The 24,772-nt window shown below is 61.9% G+C and carries 26 protein-coding genes and 1 pseudogene; 18 read left to right on the top strand and 9 right to left on the bottom strand.

Translation table 11 applies throughout. The features are described 5' to 3' along the window. Nucleotides 1-34: 34 nt before the first annotated feature. Nucleotides 35-688, top strand: coding sequence for a peroxiredoxin (locus ROSMUC_RS15775; protein ID WP_037275270.1), 654 nt, complete (start codon nucleotides 35-37; stop codon nucleotides 686-688). Between the two features lie 232 nt (nucleotides 689-920). On the opposite strand, the gene ROSMUC_RS15770 is transcribed toward ROSMUC_RS15775, so the two are convergent. Next, a complete protein-coding gene (locus ROSMUC_RS15770) occupies nucleotides 921-1,613 on the bottom strand; it encodes a methyltransferase domain-containing protein (RefSeq protein WP_245875204.1) in 693 nt (230 codons plus the stop codon). Nucleotides 1,614-1,668: 55 nt separating this feature from the next. On the opposite strand from ROSMUC_RS15770, the gene ROSMUC_RS15765 reads away from it, so the two are divergent. Continuing rightward, entirely contained in the window at nucleotides 1,669-2,703 is a 1,035-nt protein-coding gene (locus ROSMUC_RS15765) for a succinylglutamate desuccinylase/aspartoacylase family protein (protein ID WP_037275327.1), read from the top strand. Nucleotides 2,704-2,781: 78 nt separating this feature from the next. Here ROSMUC_RS15765 and ROSMUC_RS15760 read toward each other — a convergent pair whose 3' ends face one another. Next, nucleotides 2,782-3,597, bottom strand: a complete 816-nt coding sequence (locus tag ROSMUC_RS15760; RefSeq protein WP_037275268.1) for an LOG family protein — start codon at nucleotides 3,595-3,597, stop codon at nucleotides 2,782-2,784. A gap of 81 nt (nucleotides 3,598-3,678) precedes the next feature. Here ROSMUC_RS15760 and ROSMUC_RS15755 point away from each other — a divergent pair, with 81 nt between their 5' ends. Then, nucleotides 3,679-4,593, top strand: a complete 915-nt coding sequence (locus ROSMUC_RS15755; protein WP_037275266.1) for a serine/threonine dehydratase — start codon at nucleotides 3,679-3,681, stop codon at nucleotides 4,591-4,593. Nucleotides 4,594-4,721: 128 nt separating this feature from the next. On the opposite strand, the gene ROSMUC_RS15750 is transcribed toward ROSMUC_RS15755, so the two are convergent. Both ROSMUC_RS15750 and ROSMUC_RS15745 read right to left on the bottom strand, forming a co-directional pair. Continuing rightward, complete coding sequence (locus ROSMUC_RS15750) at nucleotides 4,722-5,939, bottom strand: M24 family metallopeptidase (protein WP_037275265.1); 1,218 nt, start codon at nucleotides 5,937-5,939, stop codon at nucleotides 4,722-4,724. Nucleotides 5,940-6,041: 102 nt separating this feature from the next. Further along, nucleotides 6,042-6,932 (bottom strand): LysR substrate-binding domain-containing protein, encoded by an 891-nt coding sequence (locus ROSMUC_RS15745; protein WP_037275264.1) that lies wholly within the window; start codon nucleotides 6,930-6,932, stop codon nucleotides 6,042-6,044. 94 nt (nucleotides 6,933-7,026) lie between these two features. On the opposite strand from ROSMUC_RS15745, the gene ROSMUC_RS15740 reads away from it, so the two are divergent. The 8 genes from ROSMUC_RS15740 to ROSMUC_RS15705 all read left to right on the top strand — a co-directional run bounded on the left by ROSMUC_RS15740 (nucleotide 7,027) and on the right by ROSMUC_RS15705 (nucleotide 14,827). After that, nucleotides 7,027-7,827, top strand: a complete 801-nt coding sequence (locus ROSMUC_RS15740) for a creatininase (protein WP_037275326.1) — start codon at nucleotides 7,027-7,029, stop codon at nucleotides 7,825-7,827. A gap of 44 nt (nucleotides 7,828-7,871) precedes the next feature. Then, nucleotides 7,872-8,984: a polyamine ABC transporter substrate-binding protein gene (locus ROSMUC_RS15735; protein ID WP_037275324.1), complete on the top strand. Its 1,113-nt coding sequence runs from the start codon at nucleotides 7,872-7,874 to the stop codon at nucleotides 8,982-8,984. 72 nt (nucleotides 8,985-9,056) lie between these two features. Continuing rightward, entirely contained in the window at nucleotides 9,057-9,899 is an 843-nt protein-coding gene (locus tag ROSMUC_RS15730; RefSeq protein ID WP_037275263.1) for an ABC transporter permease, read from the top strand. Then, the gene (locus tag ROSMUC_RS15725; protein ID WP_037275262.1) at nucleotides 9,896-10,696 is read left to right on the top strand and encodes an ABC transporter permease; all 801 of its coding nucleotides are present in this window, start codon (nucleotides 9,896-9,898) and stop codon (nucleotides 10,694-10,696) included. The genes ROSMUC_RS15730 and ROSMUC_RS15725 overlap by 4 nt, the downstream gene beginning before the upstream one ends. After that, nucleotides 10,693-11,799 carry an ABC transporter ATP-binding protein gene (locus ROSMUC_RS15720; protein WP_037275260.1) on the top strand — a complete coding sequence of 369 codons (1,107 nt, stop codon included), beginning with the start codon at nucleotides 10,693-10,695 and terminating at the stop codon, nucleotides 11,797-11,799. The genes ROSMUC_RS15725 and ROSMUC_RS15720 overlap by 4 nt, the downstream gene beginning before the upstream one ends. Further along, nucleotides 11,780-12,808, top strand: coding sequence for a GlxA family transcriptional regulator (locus ROSMUC_RS15715; RefSeq protein WP_037275258.1), 1,029 nt, complete (start codon nucleotides 11,780-11,782; stop codon nucleotides 12,806-12,808). The genes ROSMUC_RS15720 and ROSMUC_RS15715 overlap by 20 nt, the downstream gene beginning before the upstream one ends. Nucleotides 12,809-12,878: 70 nt before the next feature. Then, entirely contained in the window at nucleotides 12,879-14,114 is a 1,236-nt protein-coding gene (locus tag ROSMUC_RS15710; RefSeq protein WP_037275257.1) for an acyl-CoA dehydrogenase family protein, read from the top strand. A gap of 128 nt (nucleotides 14,115-14,242) precedes the next feature. Next, nucleotides 14,243-14,827: a carboxymuconolactone decarboxylase family protein gene (locus ROSMUC_RS15705; RefSeq protein ID WP_052115412.1), complete on the top strand. Its 585-nt coding sequence runs from the start codon at nucleotides 14,243-14,245 to the stop codon at nucleotides 14,825-14,827. Between the two features lie 19 nt (nucleotides 14,828-14,846). Here the strand turns inward: ROSMUC_RS15705 and ROSMUC_RS15700 are convergent, their stop codons facing one another. Further along, entirely contained in the window at nucleotides 14,847-15,185 is a 339-nt protein-coding gene (locus ROSMUC_RS15700) for an ArsR/SmtB family transcription factor (protein ID WP_037275253.1), read from the bottom strand. A gap of 263 nt (nucleotides 15,186-15,448) precedes the next feature. Between ROSMUC_RS15700 and ROSMUC_RS15695 the strand changes: the two genes are divergently transcribed. The 5 genes from ROSMUC_RS15695 (at nucleotide 15,449) to ROSMUC_RS15675 (ending at nucleotide 18,872) form a co-directional block, all read left to right on the top strand. Beyond that, nucleotides 15,449-16,081: an ATP-dependent Clp protease proteolytic subunit gene (locus ROSMUC_RS15695; protein WP_008279297.1), complete on the top strand. Its 633-nt coding sequence runs from the start codon at nucleotides 15,449-15,451 to the stop codon at nucleotides 16,079-16,081. 152 nt (nucleotides 16,082-16,233) lie between these two features. Further along, entirely contained in the window at nucleotides 16,234-17,502 is a 1,269-nt protein-coding gene (gene clpX, locus ROSMUC_RS15690; protein ID WP_037275249.1) for an ATP-dependent Clp protease ATP-binding subunit ClpX, read from the top strand. Between the two features lie 158 nt (nucleotides 17,503-17,660). Further along, nucleotides 17,661-18,044 carry an NADH:ubiquinone oxidoreductase subunit NDUFA12 gene (locus tag ROSMUC_RS15685; protein WP_037275246.1) on the top strand — a complete coding sequence of 128 codons (384 nt, stop codon included), beginning with the start codon at nucleotides 17,661-17,663 and terminating at the stop codon, nucleotides 18,042-18,044. A 10-nt stretch (nucleotides 18,045-18,054) separates the two neighbouring features. After that, nucleotides 18,055-18,516 (top strand): outer membrane lipid asymmetry maintenance protein MlaD, encoded by a 462-nt coding sequence (gene mlaD, locus ROSMUC_RS15680; protein ID WP_037275244.1) that lies wholly within the window; start codon nucleotides 18,055-18,057, stop codon nucleotides 18,514-18,516. Next, nucleotides 18,513-18,872, top strand: a complete 360-nt coding sequence (locus ROSMUC_RS15675) for a DUF2155 domain-containing protein (RefSeq protein ID WP_037275242.1) — start codon at nucleotides 18,513-18,515, stop codon at nucleotides 18,870-18,872. The genes mlaD and ROSMUC_RS15675 overlap by 4 nt, the downstream gene beginning before the upstream one ends. On the opposite strand, the gene aat is transcribed toward ROSMUC_RS15675, so the two are convergent. Then, on the bottom strand, nucleotides 18,839-19,480 hold the full coding sequence (gene aat / locus ROSMUC_RS15670) for a leucyl/phenylalanyl-tRNA--protein transferase (protein WP_037275240.1): 642 nt from the start codon (nucleotides 19,478-19,480) through the stop codon (nucleotides 18,839-18,841). The two genes, ROSMUC_RS15675 and aat, sit on opposite strands and share 34 nt — an antisense overlap. 90 nt (nucleotides 19,481-19,570) lie before the next feature. Here aat and ROSMUC_RS15665 point away from each other — a divergent pair, with 90 nt between their 5' ends. After that, nucleotides 19,571-20,257: a class I SAM-dependent methyltransferase gene (locus ROSMUC_RS15665; protein WP_037275322.1), complete on the top strand. Its 687-nt coding sequence runs from the start codon at nucleotides 19,571-19,573 to the stop codon at nucleotides 20,255-20,257. Nucleotides 20,258-20,284: 27 nt separating this feature from the next. On the opposite strand, the gene ROSMUC_RS15660 is transcribed toward ROSMUC_RS15665, so the two are convergent. Further along, entirely contained in the window at nucleotides 20,285-20,698 is a 414-nt protein-coding gene (locus ROSMUC_RS15660; RefSeq protein ID WP_037275237.1) for a PaaI family thioesterase, read from the bottom strand. A 117-nt stretch (nucleotides 20,699-20,815) separates the two neighbouring features. Here ROSMUC_RS15660 and ROSMUC_RS15655 point away from each other — a divergent pair, with 117 nt between their 5' ends. Continuing rightward, a complete protein-coding gene (locus tag ROSMUC_RS15655) occupies nucleotides 20,816-21,649 on the top strand; it encodes a LytTR family DNA-binding domain-containing protein (RefSeq protein WP_245875203.1) in 834 nt (277 codons plus the stop codon). Here the strand turns inward: ROSMUC_RS15655 and pdeM are convergent. Together pdeM and ROSMUC_RS15645 are read right to left on the bottom strand one after the other, a co-directional pair. After that, entirely contained in the window at nucleotides 21,637-22,314 is a 678-nt protein-coding gene (pdeM, locus tag ROSMUC_RS15650; protein ID WP_037275233.1) for a ligase-associated DNA damage response endonuclease PdeM, read from the bottom strand. The two genes, ROSMUC_RS15655 and pdeM, sit on opposite strands and share 13 nt — an antisense overlap. A 43-nt stretch (nucleotides 22,315-22,357) precedes the next feature. Next, nucleotides 22,358-24,767, bottom strand: a pseudogene (locus ROSMUC_RS15645) (ligase-associated DNA damage response DEXH box helicase). Nucleotides 24,768-24,772 lie beyond the last annotated feature (5 nt).

Here is a 24,772-nt window from a genome sequence, read left to right as displayed (position 1 = left end):
GGGCCCCCAGGCGGAAATCAGGAAAGGATAGGCTATGGGCCTTCGAATCAATGATGTGATCCCCGATCTGACGGTGGAAACCGATCTGGGCACGATTTCGCTGCATGAGTGGATCGGCGACAGTTGGGCAATTCTGTTTTCCCACCCCAAGGATTTCACCCCGGTTTGCACCACGGAATTCGGCGCCGTCGCGCGGTTGGCCGAGGAATGGGAGAAGCGCGGATGCAAGGTGATCGGCGTTTCGGTTGACGGGGTCGAGGACCATCGCAAGTGGAAGGGCGATATTGAAAAGGTTGCTGGCAGTGCGGCGGGATTCCCGATCATCGCCGATGCGGGGCTGGTTGTGTCCAAGGCGTTCGACATGCTGCCCGCCGAGGCCTATCTCCCCGACGGGCGCACACCCAACGACAGCGCCACGGTGCGCTCGGTCTTTATCATCGGGCCGGACAAGCAGTTGAAGCTGAGCATGACCTATCCGATGACGGTGGGGCGCAATTTCGCGGAAGTTCTGCGCGCGCTCGACGCGCTTCAGACCTCGTCGCGCAATGGCGTGGCGACACCGGCGGATTGGACCGTGGGGCAGGATGTGATCATCCCCGCCAGCCTGAGCGATGCCGATGCCGAGGCCAAGTTTGGCAGTTTCGACAAGGTGTTGCCGTATCTGCGCAAGACCAGTTTGAAGGGGTAGGTTGGTCTTGACTCAAGGTTAACCCCAAACTCCCCGCGCGGAATCAAGGCGCGGTAGCGCCGCCGCGCAGCGCCCGTCCGCCCCACCGGGCGGGCGCTTTTGCGACGTTTCAGTCTCCTGAAAACGCGGACGTGTTTGGCAGGAATTAAGTGCGTGCCGGGGCCGTTTCAGCGCCCACCCGGCGGACGGGCACCGCGCGGCTTCTCGCTCGGATTTAGCTCATGATTCGGCCTCACCCCAGCCGCGCAAACACCGCCATCTGGCTCGCCCCGCCCAAGGCTGGGTGGGTCTCGCCTATGTCGTGGCGTCGGATGCTGTAGCCATGCCGCGCCGCCACGCCCTCAGCCCAGCCTTGGAAACGGGTGCGGTCCCATTCGAAATGATGCCCTGGATGGCGAAAGCGGTGGGCGGGCACGCCCAGCACCGGGTTGAATTCGGCGTTTGGGGTGGTCACGATCACATGGCCGGGGCGCATATCGGCAAAGAGCGCGCGTTCCAGCCGGTTGAGATCGGCCAAGGGCAGATGTTCGATGGTCTCCACAAGGCAGGCGCAATCGTAGCCGCGCAGTTTGGCATGTGCGGCGGTCATGGATGCCTGCGCCAGCTGCACCTTGGCCCGCGCCTCGGCGGGCAGGTCCGCTAGTCGCGCCTGGGCCTGCCGCAGCGAGGCCAGATCAATGTCGATCCCGGTCAGGCGGGTAAATTGGGGCACGCGCGCCAGACGCAAGAGAAGATCGCCCGCGCCGCAGCCCAGATCAAGGAGTGTGCGCGCGCCCGTGTCCTGCACAGCGGCGCAGACGGCCCTGAGGCGGGCGTCATGCAAGGCGGTGGTCATGGTGCGGCCCTCTCGGGTTGGCGGCGTCGCAGAACGATGTGCCATGCGCGACAGGCAAAGGCCAGAGCCGCGCGGGTCTGCAAGCCCCATGGACAGTTCCGGTCGAATTGCCATAGCGTTCGGCAACGAAGAGAGCGAGGATGCCATGAGCCGGCGCAAACCCTTTGAGATCGGTGGCGTTTCTGTCGAGGCAGGCACGCGGGCGCGAGTGGATATTCCCGTCAGCACGCTGTCCAACCACACGCCGGTCAATCTCTCGGTCGAAGTGATCCACGGGCGGCGGGCGGGGCCGGTCCTGTTCGTGTCGGCGGCGATTCATGGCGATGAGGTGATCGGGGTCGAGATCATGCGCCGGTTGCTCAAGGCGACGCCGCTGATGTCGATGGCGGGGACGCTGATGGCAGTGCCGATCGTCAACACCTTCGGGTTTCTCAATCACAAGCGCTATCTGCCCGACCGGCGCGATCTGAACCGGGTGTTTCCGGGGGTGAGCGAAGGATCAATGGCGTCGCAGCTGGCGCATATCTTTATGGATCAGGTGGTGCGGCGGGCGGATGTGGGCATCGACCTGCATTCGGCGGCCATCCACCGCACCAACCTGCCGCAGATCCGCCTGACGCCGGGCAATACGCGGCTGGAAGAGCTGGGCCGCGCCTTTGGCGCGCCGGTGATGATGGAGTCGAAGCTGCGCGATGGTTCACTCCGCATGGCCGCTGAACAGGCAGGTGTGGACGTGCTGCTCTACGAGGGGGGCGAGGGGCTCCGGTTTGACGAATTCGCGGCGCGGGCGGGGGTCAGCGGTATCCTGCGGGTGATGCAGCATCTGGGCATGATCGGGGCCAAGGGCGTGCCGCGTGCGCGCGGAGTGCCGATCCGCGCCGCACGCTCGCGCTGGTATCGCGCGCCGCGCGGCGGGCTGTTTCGGGGCTATCTGCCTGTGGGTGCGGCGGTACAGCCGGGCACGGTGCTGGGCGCGGTGGCGAATGCCTTTGGCGATATCGAGACCGAGGTGGTGGCCGATGTGACGGGCATCATCATCGGGCGCACCAATCTGCCGGTGGTCTATGAGGGTGACGCGCTCTGCCATGTGGCGGAGACGCCGCGCGCCGAGGCGGCGGCGGGGGGCATCAGCGCCCATCTCGAGGCGGCGGCCCTCTTTGACGAAGACGAGATCATCTGAGCGGCACCGCCGCGTTGCGAGGCGGTGGTTGATTTGAGTATTTGAACCAAGAAGAAGCGCAGGCGCGGTCCTGGTCTCTCAGCTTTGGGGCCAGTCGTTGATGATCTGCATCGCCTCATCCGCGGTTTCGACGAATTGGAAGAGGTCGAGATCCTCGGCGCTGATCGTGCCGGCCTCGGAGAGGGCCTGCCAATTGATGATACCCTGCCAGAAGGCCGCGCCAAAGAGCAGGAAGGGCACGCGCTTCATCCGGTCGGTCTGAATGAGGGTCAGCGCCTCGAACATCTCGTCGAGTGTGCCGAAGCCGCCGGGAAAGACGCAGATGGCGCGGGCGCGCATCAGGAAATGCATCTTGCGGATGGCGAAGTAGTGGAAGTTGAAGCAAAGGCCCGGTGTGACGTATTCATTGGGCGCCTGTTCATGCGGCAACACGATGTTGAGACCGATCGAGGCCCCGCCCGCATCCGCAGCACCACGATTGCCCGCCTCCATCACCCCCGGACCGCCGCCGGTGGCGATGACATAGTCGCGCCCGTCGCGGGTGAGGGATTTTTCGGTCATCAGCCGCGCGAATTTGCGCGCCTCGTCATAATAGCGTGAGAGATCGGCAAGGGTTTTGGTGCGCGCCGTGTCCTTTTGCGAGGGTTCGGGAATACGCGCGCCGCCAAAGAGCACGACGGTGCTCTGGATGCCGTGTTCGTTGAGGGCCATTTCAGGCTTTAAGAGTTCGAGTTGCAGGCGCACGGGGCGCAATTCGTCGCGGCACATGAAATCGGGATCGGCAAAGGCCAGACGGTAAGCGGGGGCCCGCGTCTGGGGCGTGTCCGGCACCATTTCGGCGGTAGAGCGGTCGGAGCCTGCGTCGCGGAACTGGCTGAGGCGGTCGTCTTTCATTGCGGGCGATCCTTGCTTTCGGTCTTTGGGATCAGGAGTATAGGGTTTGACCCATCAAGAAAAGGCAAAGAGGTGTGAGCGATGGCATGGCAGGAGCGGATTTCCGAGGCGGGGGCGCGCATTGCCGCGCATGTGCGGCGCACGCCGGTGATGCAGGTCGAACTGGCGGGTGTGCCCGTCGCGCTCAAGCTCGAGCAGATGCAGCATACCGGTAGCTTCAAGGCGCGCGGCGCGTTCAACACGCTCTTGCAGACGGCCGTGCCAGAGGCGGGGATCGTCGCCGCCTCGGGCGGCAATCACGGCGCGGCGGTGGCCTATGCGGCGGCGAGATTGGGACACCGCGCGCGGATTTACGTACCCGAGATTGCGGGCCCGTCCAAGATCGCGCTCATCCGTGCCCAAGGGGCCGATTTGCAGGTGGTGCCGGGGGCCTATGCCGAGGCAGCAGCGCGTGCCGCCGAATGGCGCGTGGCAACCGGTGCGATGGAGGTGCATCCCTATGACGCTGAGGCGACCGTGGCGGGGCAGGGCACGGTGATGGCGGAATGGGAGGATCAGGGGCTGGACGCGGACACGGTGCTGATTGCCGTGGGCGGTGGCGGGCTGATTGCCGGGGCCTTGGGCTGGCTTGGGGCGCGTCGCCGGGTGGTGGCGGTCGAGCCGGAAACCTCCTGCGCGCTGCATGCGGCGCTGGGGGCGGGTGCGCCGGTGGATGTCGAGGTGTCGGGGGTGGCGGCCAATGCGCTGGGCGCGCGGCGGATCGGGGAGATCTGCCTTGGTCTCGCGCAGGCGCAGGGGGTGCAAAGCGTGCTGGTGCGGGATGCCGCCATTCTCGAGGCGCAGGCGCTTTTGTGGCGGGAATTGCGGCAGTTGGTGGAACCGGCGGGGGCCACGGCGCTAGCGGCGCTCTTGTCGGGCGCTTATCGACCTGCGCCGGGGGAACGGGTGGCGGTTCTGATCTGCGGTGGCAATATCGCGCCTGATCCGCTGGCATAGGGCACGAGCACCACGCGCGCGCCGGACAAGAGCGCCTTGGCGGGCCGGTCCGCAAGCGCCACGGCGGCCAGCGTCATCAGGACACTGGCCGCCGCAATCACGATTTCAAGCGTGCCGCGCAAGGGCGCTTAGCCTTTGCCGACGATGTTATGCTCGGGGCCGAAGGGGAAGCCGGTGATATTTTCGGCCCCATCCGCGCCGATGACCAGAATGTCATGCTCGCGGTAGCCGCCGGCGCCGGGCTGACCCTCGGGGATCATCACCATCGGCTCCATCGACACGACCATGCCGGGTTTCAGCACGGTGTCGATATCCTCGCGCAGTTCCACGCCCGCCTCGCGGCCATAATAGTGGCTCAGCACGCCGAAGCTGTGGCCATAGCCGAAGGAGCGGTATTTCAGCAGGTCCCACTCGCGATACATTTCGTTGAGTTCGATGGCGATATCCATGCAGCGCGCGCCTGGCTTCATCAGTTCCAGCCCGCGACGGTGCACGGCCACGTTCTTTTCCCAAATGTCGAGGCTTGCATCGTCCACATGATCGCAAAAGAGTGTGCGCTCAAGCGCGGTGTAATAGCCAAAGATCATCGGGAAGGTGTTGAGGCTGAGGATATCGCCGGATTGTACGACGCGGTTGGTCACGGGGTTATGCGCACCGTCGGTGTTGATGCCCGATTGGAACCATGTCCAGGTGTCCATGAGTTCGACGAAGGGGAAGGATTTGGCAATCTCGCGGATCATCGCATTGGTGCCCGCGATGGCCACCTCATGTTCGGGCACGCCCGCCTGAACCGCCCCGGCCACGGCATAGCCGCCGACGTCGCAAATCCGCGCGCCTTCCTTGATGAGCTTGATCTCTTCGGCGGATTTGGTGGTGCGCATCCACATCGAAGGCTGGCTCACGTCCACCAGTTCGACGCCGGGCAGCGCATCCTGCAAAAGCTGGCGATAGTCGAGCGAGACATGGTCAAACTCGATGGCGATGCGGCGCGCGCCCTTGGTCAGGCCCTGCACCGCGCGATAGAAATTGTCGCGCCGCCAGTCGGTATAGGTGACATTGCTGCCGAAGGTCCGGCGCCAGGGCTGGCCACCGTCGATACCTGCGGAAATGGTCGTCGCGTTCTTTTGGTCAATGACCATGCCGTATTTGCGGCCGAAATAGCAATAGAGCCAGCCTGAATAATAATTGATGCAGTGATAGGAGGTGAAGAGCGCCGCATCGACGTTGTTATCGGCCATCCAGACGCGCAATTCGTTCTGGCGGCGCGCCATTTCATTGTCGGAAAAGGGCGAAAAATCCTTTTCCCCGTTGTGCCATTGGGTCACGTGCAGCATGTCGTCAAGCATTTGGGTCTCTCCTCACTGGCTTGGATTGCTATCCGCTACCAGCAAAGAGTTCTCGAACAAAATTAATAGCTTTGATTTGAGAATAAGAAATAGAAATAACTATTAGCTGCGCGCATGGGTCGGTTTGCGAAAGGCGCTGACGCCTTCGGTGATCTGTTCGATCAGTTTCAGCGCGGCGTCAGAGGCCTTGATATGTTTGTAGAAGAGGCCGACGTGCAGATTGGCGAGCGGCGGAAATCCCTCTTTGGGTGAGAGGACGCGCATGCCGGGCAGCAGCGTCTTTTTGGTGAGCGCGGTCACGCCCATTCCGTCGAGGACCGCGTTCTGCACCGCCGTGATGCCGGGGCTCTCGAAGCAGATGCGCCACTCGCGCCCTTCGGTATTCAGCGCGTCGATCATCCGCTTGCGGTAGAAACAACCCTTGGGGTGGGCGATGATCTGGACCGGCTTGTCGAGCGAGAACTGATAGTCGCGCCCGCAGACCCAGAAGGGGCGTTCGGACCAGTAGAGCGAGACATAGGGCGCGGGCATCGTATCGGTGATGGCGATGGCCAGGTCCAACTCGTCCACATGCAGCTGACCCAGAATATTTCGGCTCCAGTCGCAGCGAATGTCGAAGGTGACGTCGGGATTGGCGTGGGCGAAATCCGCGATGATGCGCTGGAAATACCCAATTGCGTAATCGGTGGGCAAACCCACCCGCAACGTGCCCATGAATTGGGCCTCGTGCAGGTTGGCGACGGCGCGATCATTCAGGCGCAGCATCTCGCGGGCATAGCCGATGAGGGCGTGACCCTGCGCTGTCAGTTCCAGGTTCTTGCCCTTGTGATACAAGAGCTTGGCGCCGACGAGATCCTCTAACCGTTTGATTTGCAATGAAATAGCAGGCTGGGTGCGGCCCAGAACCTGACCGGTTTCGGTATAATTGCCAAGGTCCACCACCGTGACAAAGGTGCGGATCAGGTCGGTTTGCAGGTTCACGAATTGGCGCACGATTAAGAATCCTTATTCAATCATTGCTACTATGAATTATGCGCATGACACAAGCTGTTCTAGGGTCTGTCAATCCGACAAGAAAGGCGATGACATGGCCCAAGATACCGTTTTTGCAGCAGAATTACCCTGGCCCGAGTATCAGCGCCGGGTGGCGCGGGGGTCTGTTCCGATTCTCATCCCGCTTGGGTCGATGGAGCAGCACGGTCATCATATGCCGATGCATGTCGATGTGCTCTTGCCCACGGAATTCGCGCGGCGTGCGGCGGCAGAGGTGGGCGGGCTGGTGGCGCCGCCCTTTACCTATGGCTACAAGTCGCAGCAGAAATCCGGCGGCGGTAATTTCTTTCCGGGCACGACCAGCCTTGATGGTGCGAGCCTTGTGAATGCGCTCAAGGATGTGATCCGCGAGTTCGCGCGCCATGGCAATCGCCAGATCTGCATCGTGAATGGCCATTTCGAGAATTCCTGGTTCATCGCCGAGGGTATTGACCTTGCGCTGCGCGAATTGGGCTGGTCGGGCATCCATGACACCAAGGTCGTGCTGCTGTCCTATTGGGATTTCGTCGATCAGGCCGCGATTGCCAAGCTCTATCCCGAGGGGTTTCTGGGTTGGGATATCGAGCACGGCGGGGTGTTGGAAACCTCGCTGATGCTGCGGCTCTATCCGGACCTCGTATCGCTGGAACGGGCCGTGGATCATGCACCCGCGAGTTTCCCGCCCTATGACGTCTACCCGCCGCATCCCGACTGGACACCGGCAAGCGGCACGCTGTCCTCGCCCAAGAATGCCACGGCGGAGAAGGGGGACATCCTGCTGGACGTCTGCACGCGCGGCATTGTCACGGCGCTGCGCACCGAGTTCGCCACGCGGAACCGTGTGGCCGCCGAATAAACCCTTTTAATCAAATAAAAATACCTGCCAACATGGAGACCCACATGACCCTGAAATCCCCAACCCGCCGCCACCTTTTGAAAATGACCGCCGGGGCCGCGCTGGCCACGCCCTTCCTGTCTATCCGGGCGGCGGCGCAGACCGTCAACCTGTCGATGCTGGCTTGGTATGGCCATGCAGAGCCCGACATCGTGGGCGCCTTCGAGGAAGAGAACAACGTCAAGTTTACGCCGAAATACTATACCGGCGGCGACAATATGCTGGGTCTGATCGCGCAATCGCCCGCGGGCACCTATGATGTGATCCTGTCGGACGCGGAGTATGTGCAGCAGTTGAACGCGGCAGGCTATATCGAGCCGCTGGATGCCGCCGACTATGCCTTTGACGATTTCTACCCCGAGTTCCAGAAATTCCCCGGCCATTGGCAGGGCGACACCCTCTATTCCGTCATCACGCGGTTTGGTTTTCTGGGGGTGGCGCATAACACCGATGTGCTGAGCGAAAAGGACGCGGCCAGCTATGCGGTGTTTTCGGATTCCCGCGTGACCGGCAAGTTGGGGCATTTCGATTGGCATCTGCCGAACCTCGGGCAAATGAGCCTCGCGGCGGGCAATGCGTCGGCCTATGACATTGACGAGGCGGGCTGGGACAAGGTGCAGGAGGCCACGATGGCGCTGCGCGGTCAGGTCGGCGGGTTCTTTGACTATGGCGGCACGTTCTCGTCGCTCAATGACGGGCAGATGCTGGCCTTTGCCGGGATCGGAGACTGGATCACCGGGGTCTTGGAAAAGAATGGCACCAAGGTCCGCACCACGATCCCCGAAGAGGGTGGGTTGCAGTGGACAGAGTCCTTTTCGATCGGCAAGGGCACGCAGAATTACGACATGGCGCGCAAGTGGATTCAATGGATCACCTCGGCCGAAGGACAGGCGAAATCGGCCGATATGGCGGCCTATCCGGCGCTGATCCCCAACAAGAAAGGCTGGGAGGTGCTGAACGCCACCAACCCCGCCGAGGCCAAGCGGCAGAACATGGTGCTGGGCCAGTATAACGCGATGGACATGATCCGCGAGGGGCGCATCCGGTATCGTCAGTTGCCCGTGCAGCAAAGCCTGGAGGACTGGAACGACTTCTGGTCCGACTACAAGGGCGCCTGACGCAAGGTCTGGCCGGGGTCTCTTTTCTCCAGACCCCGGCATCGCCCCCAGCCTCTGAGAGAGCCGTATTCCATGACCCGACCCAGCCTTTATTCGCTCACATTGGCGCTGCCGCTCTTGATCTGGCAGTTGGCCTTCTTTGCGGTGCCGCTGATCTTTCTGATCGCCATCAGTTTCTGGACCGTGCGCAATTTCCAGATGATGCCGGACCTGAATTTCGGCAATTGGGAACGTATCCTGACGCGGAGCGTGTTTTGGGACGCCTATCTGCGCACTGCCATTCTGGCCACGACAAGTGCGGTTCTGACCAGCGCGATCGCCTTTCCGGCGGCCTATGCGATTTCGTTCAAGCTGTCGGAGCGGGTCAAGCAATGGCTGATTTTCGTGCTGATCATCCCGTTCTTCACCAGCTACCTCGTGCGCATCTATGCGCTGCAAGTGTTCCTGTCTGATGAGGGCATCATCAATGCCGTGCTGGGCATGCTGGGCATCGGGCCATTTGGCATGCTCAACACCACATTCGGCACGCTGGTGGGGATGGTCACGCTCTGCCTGCCGCTGGTGATCCTGTTGCAGGTGTTCAGCCTGAATTTCGTCAATCGCGATCTGGTCGAGGCGGCACATAACCTGCGCTGCGGGCGGTTGCGCACGGTTCTTGCGGTGATCGTACCCTCGGCGCGGGTGGGGCTGGTGATTGCCGCGCTCTTTGCCTTTATTCTCTCGTTCGGCGATTTCGTGAGCCCGCTTTACCTTGGCGGGGGCAATCCACCGACGCTCTCGATCCTGATCACCGACATCACCAAATCCGGGCAGCAATGGCCGCGTGCCGCCGTGGTGGCATTGATGATGATCGGCACGCTGCTGAGCGTGGCCTTTGCGGCCATCACCTATGCCTACAAGGAGCGCGGCAAATGACCGGCAATGACAATCGTCTGATCAATGGCGCGCTGAAACTGCATATCGCGGCCTGCGTGCTGTTTATCTTTGCGCCGATCCTCGGGAGTTTCGTCTTTTCGCTGAATTCGGACCGGTTCCCGTCGCTGCCGCTGGGCCAGTTCTCGACCGAGTGGTATCGGCTGATCTGGGAGGACCCGTTTGTCTGGGCCGGATTTTTCAACACCGTGATCGTTGGGCTGATCGTGGCGGTGATTGCCACGGTACTGGGATTTGGCGGGGCCTATACGGATTTTCGCTACAACTTCTTCGGCAAGAACGTGTATCTCGCGCTGGCGCTGTTGCCCCCCACCATTCCGGTGGTGATCATGGGGCTTGCGATGCTGGCGTTCCTGTCGCGGGTGAACCTCTCGGGTAGCGCGATTTCGATCATCATCGCGCATGGGGTGATGTGCAGCCCCTTTGCCATGGCAATCATCCGCCTGCGCCTGTCACAGATGGACCCGGATCTCGAGGCGGCATCGTGGAACCTGGGCGGCAATGAATGGGCAACGCTGCGCCATGTCATCCTGCCCTTTACCAAGCCTGCGATCCTGGCCGCGCTGTTCATCACCATGGCGGTGTCATTCGACGAATTCGCGGTGGCGTGGTTCGTCTCGGGCCTCAATGAAACGCTGCCGGTCAAGATCCTCGGGTTTCTGCAGGGGCAGGTCAGCCCGCGGATCAATGCCATCGGTTCGCTCGCCTTTCTGAGTTCCATCACGCTGATCATTCTGGCGCAGATGCTGTTGCGCAATTCGACAAAGGACAGGTCATGAATATGCAAACCCAGGTAATATCCGACGCCATTGTCCGGCTGGAGGGTGTGGTCAAGAAGTTTGGCGAGTTCACCGCCGTGGAACGCGCGGATTTCGAAATCGGGCGCGGCGAGTTTCTGGCGATCATGGGGTCGTCCGGCTGTGGCAAGACGACGACGCTGCGCATGCTGGCGGGGCTCGAGGACCCGAGCGAGGGGGACATCTATCTTGATGGCCAGCGGGTGAACGGCAAGGCGACCTGGGACCGCGACACGCCAATGGTCTGGCAGAGCCTTGCGCTTTTCCCGTTTCTCACCGTGCAGGAGAATGTCGAATTCAGCCTCAAGATGCGCGGCGTGGGCAAGGTGGAGCGCGCGCAAAGGGCGCGCATATGGCTGGAAAAAATGCAGATCCTCGAATTCGCGGGTCGCAATATCTCGCAATTGTCGGGGGGACAGCGGCAGCGCGTGGCTCTGGCCCGTGCGCTGGTGACAGAGCCGAAGATCCTGTTGCTGGACGAGCCGCTTTCGGCGCTCGATGCGCATCTCAAGGTGCGGATGCAGGCGGTTCTGTCCAACCTGCAAAAGGATCTGGGCATCACCTTTGTCTATGTGACCCATTCGATGTCCGAGGCGTTTTCCATGGCCGACCGCGTGGTGATCATGAGCCGGGGCAAAATCGAACAGATCGGCACGCCGCAGGAAATCTATCATGCGCCGCGCAACCGGTTCGTGGCGGAATTCCTGGGCTCGGCCAATATATTCACCGGCAAGCTGGTCGAGAAGGCGGGGGATGTCTGGCAGGTCGAGACTGCGCATGGGCGATTTGCGGTCAAGGCCTCTCAAGCCGTTGCAAAGTCCGTGGGCGATACGCTGTCCTTTGTCGTCAGCGCCGAAAAGATGCAGATCGGTGCCCTGGGCGCAGGCGTGGCCGGTATTCGGGCGCGGGTGGTCGGCGAGGAGTTTGTAGGTGCCTCCGCCATCCTATTTCTCGAGACAGAGTCAGGTGAAGAGTTGAAGGTGCAGAAAAGTCATGGTGAACTGGCCTCTATAGATCTGCATTCAGGAAGCACCCTGACCCTGCATTGGGAGCCCGAAGCCTGTCATGTCCTGCCCGGAGAATGACACTCATGTGACGCGCAAGGCGATCGTGCCGCAAGGGGCGGCGTTCTTTGCGATCGAGACGACCAGACCCGCCCGGCATTTTGCCTTTCACCTGCTGCCGGATTTTACCTTGCTGGCGTTCAGCGCGGCGCTTGATCCGCTGCGCATCGCCAATCAGCTGGCTCAGCGCCCGCTCTATCGCTGGACCGTCACCTCTCAGGATGGGGGGCCGGTGGTCAGTTCTTGCGCCATGTCCGTCAATGTCGATCAATCGCTCGGGGGGTTCCCGCGCGAGACCGATCTGGTGGTCTGTGGCGGCACGGTGCGCACGGGCACGGGCAGCAAGGACTTGCTGTCGCTCCTGCGCCAGCACGCGCGCTTTGGCGGGCGGGTGGGGGGCATCTGCACCGGGGCGATTTCTCTGGCGCAGGCGGGGCTGCTTGAGGGGCGGCGGGCGACGCTGCATTGGGAAAACCAGCCCGCCTTTCGCGAGAAATTCCCCGAGGTCGAGGTGACGGGCAATACGTTCGAGGTGGATGGCGGGATTTTCACCTGTGGCGGCGGGGTCGGGGCCACGGACATGATGCTGGAAATGATCGAGGCGGATTATGGCCGACCTTTTGCCGATGTGGTGGCCGATATGTGCCTCTATAGCCAGCGGCGCGCAGAACGCGGGCCGCAGCGCGCCTCGATCAGCAATGCGCTGGATAGCCGCAATCCGCTGTTGGTGCGGGCGATCAAGGTGATGCAGACCAATATCGAGACGCCGATCAGCATGGACGAGTTGGCCGAAGCCGCAGGCTGTTCACGCCGCCAGATGGAGCGGCTTTTTGTCAAATACCTGCGCAAGACGCCCTATCGCTTTTTCCGCGATCTGCGGCTGGATCATGGGCGCAGCCTCTTGCGCGAAACCGATCTGAGCGTGACCGAGATTGCCATGGCCTCTGGCTTTGCCTCGCCCATGGTGTTCATCAAGACATTCCGCAGCCGCTTTGGCCATTCGCCGGGGCAGTATCGGCGCGCGGGCTGAGTGCGACAGCGCTTGTCGCCGCGCGGGTGATGTTGTCAATTGGGGCAACTGACAACAGAGGGCCGGTGATATGGACATGAATTTGGGAATGCGCCCCGAGATGCGCGCGCTACTGGCGCGGGTGGCGGCGATGGTGCGGGACGAGATCATGCCGCTCGAGGCCGAGTATCACGCAGAAATCGGCAAAGGGGATCGCTGGGGCTATACCCAACGGCAGGCCGAGATTCTGGAGGGGCTCAAGGCGCGGGCCAAGGCGGCGGGTCTGTGGAATTTCTGGCTGACCGACAGCGCACGGGGCTTTGGCCTGACAACGGTGGAATATGCCTATTTCGCCGAAGAGATGGGCAAGACCCCGATGGGGGCCGAGGTGTTCAATTGCAACGCGCCCGACACCGGCAATATGGAGGTGTTCGAGCGTTATGGCACCGAGGCGATGAAGGCAGAGTGGCTGGTGCCGCTATTGGAGGGTCAGATTCGCAGCGCGTATCTGATGACAGAGCCGGATGTTGCCAGTTCGGATGCCACAAACATCGCCATGTCCTGTGCGCGCGACGGGGATCACTATGTGCTGAACGGTCAGAAATGGTGGGCCACGGGGGCCGGTGATCCGCGCTGCAAGGTCTATATCGTGATGGTGCGCACCGGGGGCGATGAGATGCCCAAGCATCAGCGCCATTCGATGATTGTTGTCCCTGCCGACACGCCCGGTATCGAGAAACTGCGCCCGATGCAGGTTTATGGCCATGACGACGCACCGCATGGGCATATGCATTTCAAGTTCGAGAATGTCCGCGTGCCCGCCGAGAACCTGCTCTTGGGCGAAGGGCGCGGGTTCGAGATTGCACAAGGCCGCCTTGGGCCGGGGCGTATTCATCATTGCATGCGCGCCATCGGTCAGGCCGAATCCGCGCTGGAGATGATGTGCAAGCGCAGCCTCGCGCGCGAGGCATTCGGCAAGCCACTGGCACAGCTTGGGGCGAATTACGACATCATCGCCGAATGCCGGATGGAGATCGAACAGGCGCGTTTGCTGTGCCTCAAGGCGGCGTGGATGATGGATCAGGGCGATGCGCGTGCCGCTGCCCCCTGGATCAGCCAGATCAAGGTTGTGGCCCCGCGTGTCGCCCTCAAGGTGATCGACGAGGCGGTGCAGATGTTCGGGGCGCAAGGGATTTCGCAGGATGTGCCGCTGGCGGCGATGTGGACCCATGTGCGCACGCTGCGGCTGGCCGATGGACCGGACGCGGTGCATCGCCGGCAGGTGGCGCGGGCAGAGTTGCGGAAATACACGCAGGAAAAGGTCTAAGCGTTTTCGCACAAGCCGTTCTGCGGTTAAAAACCCATCTCACGCTTTGGTGATTGGTCCGGCGGTTCCATATCCGCTTGGCTCTGATTAGCTGCGTCTTGACCACATCACACGCAAAGGAGAGGTCCATGACTGCTGAATTTCGAGTAGAGACATCGCCTGTGAGTGACGATCAGGCCACTGGTAAGGCCAAGGAATTGCTGGAGGGGGCACGCGCCAAACTTGGGTTCGTGCCGAATATGTATCGTGGCATGGCCGTCAATCCCGGCCTCTTGTCCACCTATCTGCATGGTTACGCGCTCTATCGCGAGTCGGGCAATTTCACCCCGCCCGAGCAAGAGGTGGTGTTTCTGACCGTTTCACTGGCCAATGGCTGTGACTATTGCACCGCCGCGCATTCGATGCTGGCGATCAAGATGTCCAAGCTGGGCGAGGCGCATACGCAGGCGCTGCGCGATGGCAAGCCGCTGAACGATGCCAAGCTGGAAGCGCTGCGCAAGTTCACCCATCACATGTGGGAGACACGCGGTCTGCCGACCAAGGCCGAGGCCGAGGCGTTCAAGGCCGCAGGCTATGGTGATGTGCATGTGTTGGAGATCATTCTGGCGCTGGCCGTCAAGACGATCAGCAACTATGCCAATCACGTCAATCACACCGATGTGGATGAGGTCTTCGCGCCCTTCACCGTGGATAAGACGGTGGAACCGGCCTGAGGTCTCGATGTCTGCGCCCTCAAGGCTTGGGGGCGCAGAACAATTCGTAAACCACTTCGAGCACCTTGCGCGGTCGGTCATCCGCAAGGCTGTAATAGATGGTCTTGCCATCGCGTCGCGCCGTTACCAGCCCTTCGAGGCGCAGGCGGGACAATTGCTGGGACACCGCGGCCTGACGTGCCGAAAGCAGCGTTTCCAGTTCGGTCACCGACCGTTCGCCTGACACCAGATGACAGAGAATCATCAACCGCCCCTCATGGCTGATCGCCTTGAGGAAATTGGCAGCCGTCGTCGCATTATCGACCATGCGGTCCATTTCGGCGGCGTCGAGCGTGTCATCGAGAACGGGAAGCGGCATTTTCCGTGAATCCTGATAATGATTTCTGTGTACTTAGGGCGTTTTTGCCGAATGTGCAAAAGCTGGCCGTGCCTGCGCGCGAAAAAGTGAGGCTATGTGGCGCAGAAATCGCCATCGTCCATGCCCCCCTGCCACAAAATCGAGCGATGCCCTTGCAGCCCCTTGGGCGCAACACTAAGACTCCTTTAGGAACTGACCGGCTATGGTCGGAGTGATTGACAAAGCCTGACGGCAACGGTCGGGCGCAGGACAGGCGGGCTGTAATGAAAGACCCTATGGACATCTACATGAACACCCTTGTTCCGATGGTGGTCGAACAGACCAGCCGGGGCGAGCGGGCCTATGATATTTTCTCGCGCCTGCTCAAGGAGCGGATCATTTTCCTGAGCGGCCCGGTGCATGACGGCATGTCGAGCCTGATTGTGGCACAGCTCTTGCATCTCGAGGCTGAGAATCCGTCCAAGGAAATCAGCATGTACATCAACAGCCCCGGCGGGGTCGTGACCTCGGGACTGTCGATCTATGACACGATGCAATACATCAAGCCCAAGGTCAGCACGCTGGTCGTGGGTCAGGCGGCCAGCATGGGCAGTCTGTTGTTGACAGCCGGCGAGCCGGGGATGCGGTTTTCCCTGCCCAACAGCCGCGTCATGGTTCACCAGCCCTCGGGCGGGTATCAGGGGCAGGCGACCGATATCATGATTCATGCGCGCGAGACGCAAAAGCTCAAGGATCGGTTGAACGAGATTTATGTCAAGCACACCGGCCAGACCCTGAAAAAGGTCGAAGAGGCGCTGGAGCGGGACAATTTCATGTCGCCGGAAGAGGCCAAGGCCTGGGGTTTGATCGATGAGATCGTGGCCAATCGCGACAAAGGCGACGAGGCGGCGAAGTAGAAGTAAACGTGATCCGGCCCAAAGGCGGGCCGGATATTTTCGGATTGTGGTGCCATACGGCCTGACTTAAGCTGAAGGGTAGCACAGATCACAGACGAGGCCCCGCGCGGGGCGCGCGGACGGCAGACGGCGCAGGGCCCGAAAGGTACGGAATGGCGAATAACTCAGGCGGCGACAGCAAGAACACGCTCTATTGCAGCTTTTGCGGCAAAAGCCAGCATGAGGTGCGCAAACTGATCGCCGGACCGACCGTGTTCATCTGCGATGAATGCGTCGAACTTTGCATGGACATCATCCGCGAAGAGACAAAAAGCGCTGGTATCAAGTCGAGCGAGGGGATTCCCGCACCGCGCGATATCTGCAAGGTGCTGGATGATTACGTGATCGGCCAGGCCCGCGCCAAGAAAGTTCTCTCGGTGGCGGTTCATAACCACTACAAGCGGCTGAACAATTCCGGCAAGAGCGATATCGAACTCAGCAAATCCAATATCCTGCTGATCGGGCCCACGGGCTGCGGCAAGACCCTGCTCGCGCAGACGCTGGCGCGGATTCTCGATGTGCCCTTTACCATGGCGGATGCGACAACACTGACCGAGGCGGGCTATGTCGGCGAGGATGTGGAAAACATCATCCTCAAATTGCTGCAGTCGAGCGAATACAACGTCGAGCGCGCGCAGCGTGGCATTGTCTATATCGACGAGGTCGACAAGATTACCCGCAAGTCCGAGAATCCCTCGATCACCCGTGACGTATCGGGCGAGGGCGTGCAACAGGCGCTCTTGAAGCTGATGGAAGGCACGGTCGCCGCCGTGCCGCCGCAGGGTGGGCGCAAACATCCGCAGCAGGAATTCCTGCAAGTGGACACGACCAATATTCTCTTCATCTGCGGTGGGGCCTTTGCCGGTCTCGACAAGATCATCGCGCAGCGCGGCAAGGGCAGCGCCATGGGCTTTGGTGCCGATGTGCGTGACAATGATGCGCGTGGCGTGGGCGAAATCTTTACGGATCTGGAGCCGGAGGACCTGCTCAAGTTTGGTCTGATCCCGGAATTCGTGGGTCGTCTGCCGGTCATCGCCACACTCGAGGACCTCGATGAAGATGCGCTTGTGACGATCCTGACCCAGCCCAAGAACGCGCTGGTCAAACAGTACCAGCGCCTATTCGAACTCGAAGGCGCGCAACTGAGCTTTACCGAGGATGCGCTCAAGGCCGTGGCCAAGCGCGCCATCGCCCGCAAGACCGGTGCGCGCGGCCTGCGCTCGATTCTCGAGGACATTCTGCTCGATACGATGTTCGAATTGCCCAGCATGTCCCATGTCGAGGAAGTGGTGGTCAACGAAGAGGCGGTCAATTCCGATGCCGCGCCTCTGATCATCTATGCAGAGAGCAAGGGCAAAAAGGAAGGGGCCAGCGCAGGCTGATCCCAGCCTGTTCCCTGACCAAAGATACATCAAAAAGCCCGCAACCTTCGCGTTGCGGGCTTTTTGATTTGGACCGCGTCCTGCGCTGCGGTGTTGCGGGCACTGGACCTTCGCTGTCAAATCCGCCATATCGGAAACGAATGATGTCGGAGGGTCGAATGGGCATTCTCAACACCTTGCTGCGCGCCGTTACCTGGTGGAACGGTCAGACGCTCAACACCCAGATCTACACTTGGCGCAATGGCGTCAAGGTAGGGGAGGATGCGCAGGGCAATGCGTTCTATCGCACCCGCGACGACAAGCGCCGTTGGGTGATCTTTAACGGCGAGGCCGAGGCAAGCCGAGTTGATCCCGATTGGCACGGCTGGTTGCATCACACCTACAAAGAGCCGCCGACCGACAAGCCGCTTGCGCATAAGCCTTGGGAAAAGCCGCATAGCGAAAACCTGACTGGCACACCACTGGCCTATGCGCCAGCCGGGTCCATCCGCCGCGCAGCCCCCGCAGAGCGGCGCGATTACGAGGCGTGGTCGCCGGAATAGGGACGGAAATATGTCTGAGAGTAAAACCGAGGTTCTGGTCGGCGGTGTGGTTTTGGCCGTTGCGATCGGCTTTCTGGTCTATGCGGGCAAGACCACCGGCATGACCACTGGCGGCGCGCGTGAATACCAACTCAGCGCCAGCTTCCGCAGCGCCGATGGCGTCAGCGTGGGCACCGATGTGCGTCTGGCCGGGGTCAAGGTTGGCCGGGTCACGCAGATCGCGCTCGATCCCGAGACCTATCGCGCCAAGACGATCTTTACCGTTCAAGAAGGCATAAATGTGCCCGATGACAGCGCCGTTGCGATCTCTTCCGAGGGGTTGTTGGGTGGCAATTACGTCGAGATCCTGCCGGGCGGATCGCCATTCCCGGTCGAACCGGGCTCGGAGATCGAATTCACCCAAGGATCGGTCAGCCTTGTGTCGCTGCTGATGAAATTCGTTTCGGGCAGCGACGGAGAGACAGCGCAATGAAGGCGCTCTGGCTCGGTCTTGTGCTCTGCCTTGGCGCGGGCGTGGGAGCGGCGCAAGAGGTGGCGGCAGTTGCGCAGGGTGCGCTTTTGCGCGGTCTCGACAAGATCAATGGAAGCGCGCAGGATCTGGATCTAGCCAATGGGCAATCGGGCGTCTTTGGCTCGCTCGACGTGGTTTTGGGCGAATGCCGCTATCCGGTGGGCGATCCGGCGGGAGACGCCTTTGCCTATCTCACGATTTCTGAACAAGGCAGCGGCGCGGTGATCTTTTCCGGCTGGATGCTCGCCTCGTCCCCGGCGCTGAATGCGTTGGAGCATCCGCGCTACGACATCTGGGTTCTGCGCTGCAAGACCTGACGCGGGTCGGGATCAAACGGTATCCGGGTGATGTCCGCCTCATCCTCCATCGCATCCTCCAACAGCGCGCGATACTGCCTGCGCGGGATTTCCAGCGCGCCAAGCCGCCCCAGATGCGGCGTGATGAACTGTGTATCGAACAGGCGAAATCCGCAGCGGGCGAGATGGTCGGTCAAATGTGCGAGGGCCAGTTTCGATGCATCCGTGCGCCGCGAAAACATGCTCTCGCCAAAAAAGGCCGCTCCAAGCGCCACGCCATAAACGCCGCCCACCAATTGCCCCTCTTGCCAGATTTCCAGCGAATGCCCATGGCCCTGCCGGTGCAGCGCCATATAGGCGCGATGAATCGGAGGGCTGATCCAGGTATCATCGCGGTCGGCGCAACCGCGCAGCACTGCCTCGAAATCGCCGTCGAGCGTCGCCGTGTAGCGGCCTTGCCGCATCCGGCGCGCCAGCGAGCGCGAGATATGGAACCCATCGAGCGGCAGAATGCCTCTCCGGTGCGGATCTACCCAGAACACCTCGGGGTCGTCGCGGCGCTCCGACATGGGAAACACGCCAGAGGCATAGGCCTGTAGCAGAAGGGCGGGAGTCAGGGGTGTCGTCATGGGTCTGCGTGCTGAACCAATAGCGCTTAAGGGTTTGCTATCTTTTGTCATGTTACAAGACCAAAGGCGATAGAGGCTGATGGGTGTGTGATGACGATCATGGGGTATGGGTTCAAACGTCAGGCGGACGATGACAAAACTGGCGGCCTTAACCGGGCTCAGGCACGGCATGCGTTATTGGTGGATGCTTACCGTCATGCCATTGCTGATTCGACGGTGATGCTGGTTGGGGCCGGGGATGGCACATGGTGCTATGCGCTGGCGGCGGCAGGCGCCTTGCAGGTCGTGGGGATCGAATCGGATGCCGCTCTGGTCGAGAGGTTCGGTCGATTGCCCGATGTGGGGTTGCGCGAGCGGATTGATCTGCGCTGCGCCGATCCGGTCGAGGAAATCCGATCCGAGGTGCGGGCCGGGCGGCAGTATGATGTGATCATCCTCTTTGATTTGCTCGAAATTGTGGCCGACCTGCACGATCTGTTTGGTCTGGTCCGGGAACTGGACCCGCGCCTCGTGGTGGTGGATGGCCGCTTTGTCGATACTGAGGAGCCGATTTTGTGGATCGACCGCACGCGCGAGGCAATGGCTGGTCGCGCGCGCCCGGCGCTCGTGCCGGGGCGTGGGGCGGTGGCGATGGTGGCCTATGACACCGGCTTTGACCTCGATTGGATCGATTGGTCCCAGTTGGATCCAGAGGTGAGGCAGGGGTTGGCGGATTACTATGTCGCAGGCCCCGGAATGCGCGCGAGTTTCACCCTCACCCCGGAACACATAGCATGAGTGAGTACGTCGGGTTATGATCCGCGTTCAGACGGGGATCATCGTGCCGGTGAGCAACGCGATATGCGTCTCGACCCCGTCTTTCAGCGCATGCACATCCGCCTGCACGATTACCAGTCGGCGGCCAGGCTTGATGACTCTGCCACGGGCAATCAGACGCTCGCCCTGCGCCGGGGCCAAGAGATTGATTTTCATCTCGGTGGTCAGCACCTCGGCCTCCTCGGGCATCAGGCTTAGCGCGGCGTAGCCAGCGGCACTGTCGCCAATGGCAAAGGTCAGACCCGCATGGCCAAATCCATGTTGTTGACGGCTGCCGGGTAAAATGGGGGCCTCGATCACCGTTGTACCTTTAGACAGCGCCACAAGACGGGCGCCCAAGGTGGTCATCATCGCCTGCGCAGCAAAACTGCGGCGTATTTTCTGTTCAATGTCAGGGGACATTTTCCGAGGCTTTCCCACTGTTTGTGATGTCACGTCACGTTGACAGTAAAGTGAACCGCTCTGGCGACGTTAGGTTGGACTAGAGCATTCATGCTGATAAACGCATATGAAATGGGAATGGACAAGAGTGGTACGTTGAACTGGTCAAACCTGCGCCTACATTTCGTGGACACGTTTTCATTGCTCTTCACGTCTGTCACCTTCTATGTCTGGACGTCCGCTTTGGTTTTCGCGGTCGTGGCCGGACCGTTCGGCAGCTACGATACAATGAGCTGGCCGGTCCGCACCGCCTATTGGGCGGCGGTGATCACGGCGGCGTTTGTGATCGGCTTTGCTGCGCGGGCGACCATGCGGGCGCTTTTGGCAGGGCGGCATCCGGCCCTCTTTGACCTGGGGGCCAGCTTTCTTGTCGGGATCGCTCTTGGGCCGGTGATCTGGCTCTTGCGCGGCGGGATGGATCCGGTTCTGGGCCACGAGGATTTGAGCGTGATCTCGATCACCCTCAACAGCTTTCTCATTGCCTGCGGTGTTTTCGTGGTACGGCGGCAAATCGGTGCCGAGGCCCCCGCCAGCTATTGGGCAGAGCCCGAGCCGGAGACCCCGGCGCAAACGCGGCTGCACCGGCGGCTGTCTTGCCCCCCCGACGCAGAGATTCATCGCCTGACGGCCAATAATCATTACGTCGAGGTGGCGACCAGCGCAGGGATTGAAACGCTGCGTCTGCGTCTTGTGGATGCGATTGAAGAAATGGAACCCGTGGCGGGAACCTGCACGCATCGCTCGCACTGGGTGTCTTTCGCGGCAATCAGCGGTATCGAACGTGAGAGTGGCGGCAAGTTATTCGTTATGCTCAAGAATGGCGATCGCGTGCCGGTGAGCCGGAAATATCGCCCCAATCTGGAAGATGCGGGCCTGATCGACAGTCTGGACGCTGTGTTTCAGGGGCGCTGAGCGCCGCGCGGCATCGGCACCGCATGGGTCATGGCCCCGGTCAGAACCGCCAGCGCATCGCGCCGCATCAGCCCTGTGAGCACCGCATCTTCGGACCAGAGCCCGCCGGTATAGGTGCCAAAGGCGGGTAGGATCACCCGATCACTGTCGATCAGAAAGGCGGGGCGGCTGAGGCTGCGCCCTTTGACGGCCAGCCGCACCTTGGGGTGATAATGCCCCGAGATTTCGCCGCTCTGCCCGGCCCGTGCGATATGGCGAAACGTGAGCGGCGGCACCGGTAGTTCCGCCATATGCGCGCCGCCAAGGTCGACGGGACCCGGATCGTGATTGCCCTCGATCCAGACCCAGCGACGCCCGGCCTGCAATTTGGCGATCCACAGCTTTTCCGCGTCGGGCAGGTGGCTTGCGGCGGCGCTGTCGTCGAAACTGTCGCCAAGGCAGATGACCGTCGCTGCCCCGGTGCGGCGCAGGTCGCTCTCCAACCGGGTGAGCGTGTCGCGCGTCTCGTAGGGGGGCAGGGGCGGCTCTCCCATCCGGGCACGGCGCAGCGCCTTGCCAAGATGCAGGTCAGACACGCACAGGAGATTGCGCGCCTCCCAATAGAGCGCGCCCGAGGGAAGTGCCGTCAGCTGCGTTCCAGCGAGGGTGAATTGGTATCCGTCCATGTGGCATTGGTGGCGCTTTGCCGGTGAAATGGCAAGGCCGCGCTCAGGGGGCAAGACCCGCCGCCGCCAAGAGCCGCGCGCTTTCTTCGGCCAAAAGCCGCTCTTGCGCTGCCCCTTCGACCGGCATCCGCCCCGCCTCGAGGAAGAGGGGTGCGGCAAGGGGGCTGACGCGCGCCAGCCGCCGCAGGGTCACGCGCCCCGCGACGCGCGCCAGCATTTCCTCGATCCGGCCAAAATCCACCAGCCCACGCATTGCCTCTTGTCGGGTGATGTCTAGGAGAAGGTGCTCTGGGTCATATTTTACCAGCGTGTCATAGAGAATGTCAGACGACATGGTCGCTTGTCGCCCGTTCTTGCGCGCGCCGGGGGTGTTGCGCTGAATCAGCCCGGCAATCGTGGCCGAGGCGCGAAAGGTGCGTTTCATCACCGCGTTGGACATGAGCCAACTATCCAGCCCCGCGCGCAGCGCATCGGGGGCAAAGAGGGGGGCCGCATCCGTCACCGGCTCCAGCCCCCAGATCAGCGTGGCGTAATCGGTGGCGACAAACCCCAGCGGGGCGAGGCCCGTTTCTTCCATCCGTTTCGTCACCAAGAGGCCCAGCGTCTGCATCGCGTTGCGCCCCGCAAAGCCATAGATGCACAGATGCTCGCGGGCCTCATGGCCAAAGCTCTCGATCAGCAGGCTGTCGGGTTCCGGCATCTGTGACACTTGCCGTTGCAGGTGCAGCCAGTCGCGCACAGGCTCGGGCAGATCAGGCCAGTCGGGGGCTGCCAGCATTTGCAGGATACGCGCCGAGAGTTGCGTTGAGGTCGCGAATTTGGTGCCCATATAGGTGGCAATCTTGGGCTTGCGCCCGGGATCGCGGCTGACCTCCACCACCATCTCGCGCAGGGATTCAAAGCGCACGATCTGCCCGCCGATAAGGAAGGTATCGCCGGGGGTGAGGGTGGCGGCAAAGCCTTCTTCGATCTCGCCCAAGGGCTTGCCGCCGCGTGCCCGCCGCATCCGGACCTTGAGCGTGTCGGTGTCCTGAATGGTGCCGATGTTCATGCGGATGAGGCGGGCAGAGCGCGGATCGCGCAATTGCCAGTCCCCATCGGCGCGCTGTTGCAGGCGCTGCCACTGGTCATAGGCCCGCAGCGCATAGCCACCCGTGGCGCAGAAATCGAGGCAGGCGTCGAATTCGGCGCGGCTGAGGGCGGCATAGGCTCCGGCGCCCGTCACCTCGGCAAAGAGGGTATCGGCGTTGAACGGCCCCGCACAGGCGCGGATCAGGATATGCTGGCAGAGCACGTCGCGCGGGCCCCGGCCCGCGCGCCTCGCCATCCAGATCGCGGGCGCGCACGGCGTCCAGTGCGGCGCGACATTCCACCACTTCGAAGCGGTTGGCGGGCACCAACAGCGCCTTGGAGGGCGCGTTGTAGCGGTGATTGGCCCGTCCGATCCGCTGCACAAGGCGTTTGACGTTCTTGGGTGCGCCCACCTGAATGACCAGATCGACATCGCCCCAATCCAACCCCAGATCGAGGCTGCCGGTGCAGACCACGGCGCGCAATTCGCCGCGCACCATCGCCGCCTCGACTCGCTCGCGCTGCACCCGGTCAAGGCTGCCGTGATGAATGCCGATGGGCAGCGCGTCGTCATTGGCAAGCCAGAGGTTGTGAAAGAAAATCTCGGCCTGCGCGCGGGTGTTGTGGAAAATCAGCGTCGTCTTGTGGCGGCGGACCTGATCCAGCACGGCAGGGATGGCATAGGCGGCCCCGCCTCCGGCCCAGGGGGGTGGCTCTGTGGTTGTGAGCATGGCGATGTCTGGCTCCGGCCCCGGATCGGCCGAGAGGATCGCACAAGGGCTGTTTGCATGGGCCATATAGAGCGCAAGGGCGGGCGGATCCTCGACCGTGGCCGACAGGCCCACGCGCCGCATACCGGGGCAGAGCACCTGAAGTCGGCTGAGCGCCAGCATGAGCTGATCGCCGCGCTTGCTCTCGGCCAAGGAATGCACCTCGTCGATCACGACCCGTTTCAGCCCCGCGAAAATGCGCGGCGCATCCTCGTAAGATGTCAGGAGTGCCAAGCTCTCGGGCGTGGTCAACAGGATATGGGGGGGATCGGCGCGTTGGCGGCGCTTGGTGTGAGAGGAGGTATCGCCGGTGCGATCCTCGATCCGGATGGGCAGGCCCATTTCCGTGACCGGCGTGGTCAGGTTGCGCCGGATGTCAGCCGCGAGCGCCTTGAGCGGTGAGATATAGAGCGTGTGCAGCCCGGCGTGATCGCCCGTGGCGAGATCCGCCAGCGTCGGCAGAAACCCCGCCAGCGTCTTGCCCCCGCCAGTGGGGGCAATGAGCAGCGTGGCAGGATCAGCCGCCCGCGCCAGCATCTCCGCCTGATGCGGGTGAAGCTGCCAGTTGCGGGCAGAAAACCACGTGGCAAGAGGGGCGGGCAGGGCGCACATGCCCC

The sequence above is a fragment of the Roseovarius mucosus DSM 17069 genome (assembly GCF_000768555.3).
Lineage (GTDB): Bacteria > Pseudomonadota > Alphaproteobacteria > Rhodobacterales > Rhodobacteraceae > Roseovarius > Roseovarius mucosus.
The sequence above is the reverse complement of the archived record's forward strand: the minus strand, read 5'-3'. Positions and strand labels throughout refer to the sequence as shown.

Coding starts and splice junctions, on each gene's coding strand:
- ROSMUC_RS15720 (WP_037275260.1), top strand. CDS start 10,693: ATGAATATGCAAACCCAGGTAATATCCGACGCCATTGTCCGGCTGGAG.
- ROSMUC_RS15710 (WP_037275257.1), top strand. CDS start 12,879: ATGGACATGAATTTGGGAATGCGCCCCGAGATGCGCGCGCTACTGGCG.
- ROSMUC_RS15685 (WP_037275246.1), top strand. CDS start 17,661: ATGGGCATTCTCAACACCTTGCTGCGCGCCGTTACCTGGTGGAACGGT.
- ROSMUC_RS15755 (WP_037275266.1), top strand. CDS start 3,679: ATGGCATGGCAGGAGCGGATTTCCGAGGCGGGGGCGCGCATTGCCGCG.
- ROSMUC_RS15765 (WP_037275327.1), top strand. CDS start 1,669: ATGAGCCGGCGCAAACCCTTTGAGATCGGTGGCGTTTCTGTCGAGGCA.
- ROSMUC_RS15660 (WP_037275237.1), bottom strand. CDS start 20,698: ATGTCCCCTGACATTGAACAGAAAATACGCCGCAGTTTTGCTGCGCAG.
- mlaD (WP_037275244.1), top strand. CDS start 18,055: ATGTCTGAGAGTAAAACCGAGGTTCTGGTCGGCGGTGTGGTTTTGGCC.
- ROSMUC_RS15730 (WP_037275263.1), top strand. CDS start 9,057: ATGACCCGACCCAGCCTTTATTCGCTCACATTGGCGCTGCCGCTCTTG.
- aat (WP_037275240.1), bottom strand. CDS start 19,480: ATGACGACACCCCTGACTCCCGCCCTTCTGCTACAGGCCTATGCCTCT.
- ROSMUC_RS15735 (WP_037275324.1), top strand. CDS start 7,872: ATGACCCTGAAATCCCCAACCCGCCGCCACCTTTTGAAAATGACCGCC.
- pdeM (WP_037275233.1), bottom strand. CDS start 22,314: ATGGACGGATACCAATTCACCCTCGCTGGAACGCAGCTGACGGCACTT.
- ROSMUC_RS15695 (WP_008279297.1), top strand. CDS start 15,449: ATGAAAGACCCTATGGACATCTACATGAACACCCTTGTTCCGATGGTG.
- ROSMUC_RS15675 (WP_037275242.1), top strand. CDS start 18,513: ATGAAGGCGCTCTGGCTCGGTCTTGTGCTCTGCCTTGGCGCGGGCGTG.
- ROSMUC_RS15715 (WP_037275258.1), top strand. CDS start 11,780: ATGTCCTGCCCGGAGAATGACACTCATGTGACGCGCAAGGCGATCGTG.
- ROSMUC_RS15770 (WP_245875204.1), bottom strand. CDS start 1,613: ATGGGGCTTGCAGACCCGCGCGGCTCTGGCCTTTGCCTGTCGCGCATG.
- ROSMUC_RS15665 (WP_037275322.1), top strand. CDS start 19,571: ATGACGATCATGGGGTATGGGTTCAAACGTCAGGCGGACGATGACAAA.
- ROSMUC_RS15750 (WP_037275265.1), bottom strand. CDS start 5,939: ATGCTTGACGACATGCTGCACGTGACCCAATGGCACAACGGGGAAAAG.
- ROSMUC_RS15705 (WP_052115412.1), top strand. CDS start 14,243: ATGACTGCTGAATTTCGAGTAGAGACATCGCCTGTGAGTGACGATCAG.
- ROSMUC_RS15760 (WP_037275268.1), bottom strand. CDS start 3,597: ATGAAAGACGACCGCCTCAGCCAGTTCCGCGACGCAGGCTCCGACCGC.
- clpX (WP_037275249.1), top strand. CDS start 16,234: ATGGCGAATAACTCAGGCGGCGACAGCAAGAACACGCTCTATTGCAGC.
- ROSMUC_RS15775 (WP_037275270.1), top strand. CDS start 35: ATGGGCCTTCGAATCAATGATGTGATCCCCGATCTGACGGTGGAAACC.
- ROSMUC_RS15740 (WP_037275326.1), top strand. CDS start 7,027: ATGGCCCAAGATACCGTTTTTGCAGCAGAATTACCCTGGCCCGAGTAT.
- ROSMUC_RS15655 (WP_245875203.1), top strand. CDS start 20,816: ATGGACAAGAGTGGTACGTTGAACTGGTCAAACCTGCGCCTACATTTC.
- ROSMUC_RS15700 (WP_037275253.1), bottom strand. CDS start 15,185: ATGCCGCTTCCCGTTCTCGATGACACGCTCGACGCCGCCGAAATGGAC.
- ROSMUC_RS15725 (WP_037275262.1), top strand. CDS start 9,896: ATGACCGGCAATGACAATCGTCTGATCAATGGCGCGCTGAAACTGCAT.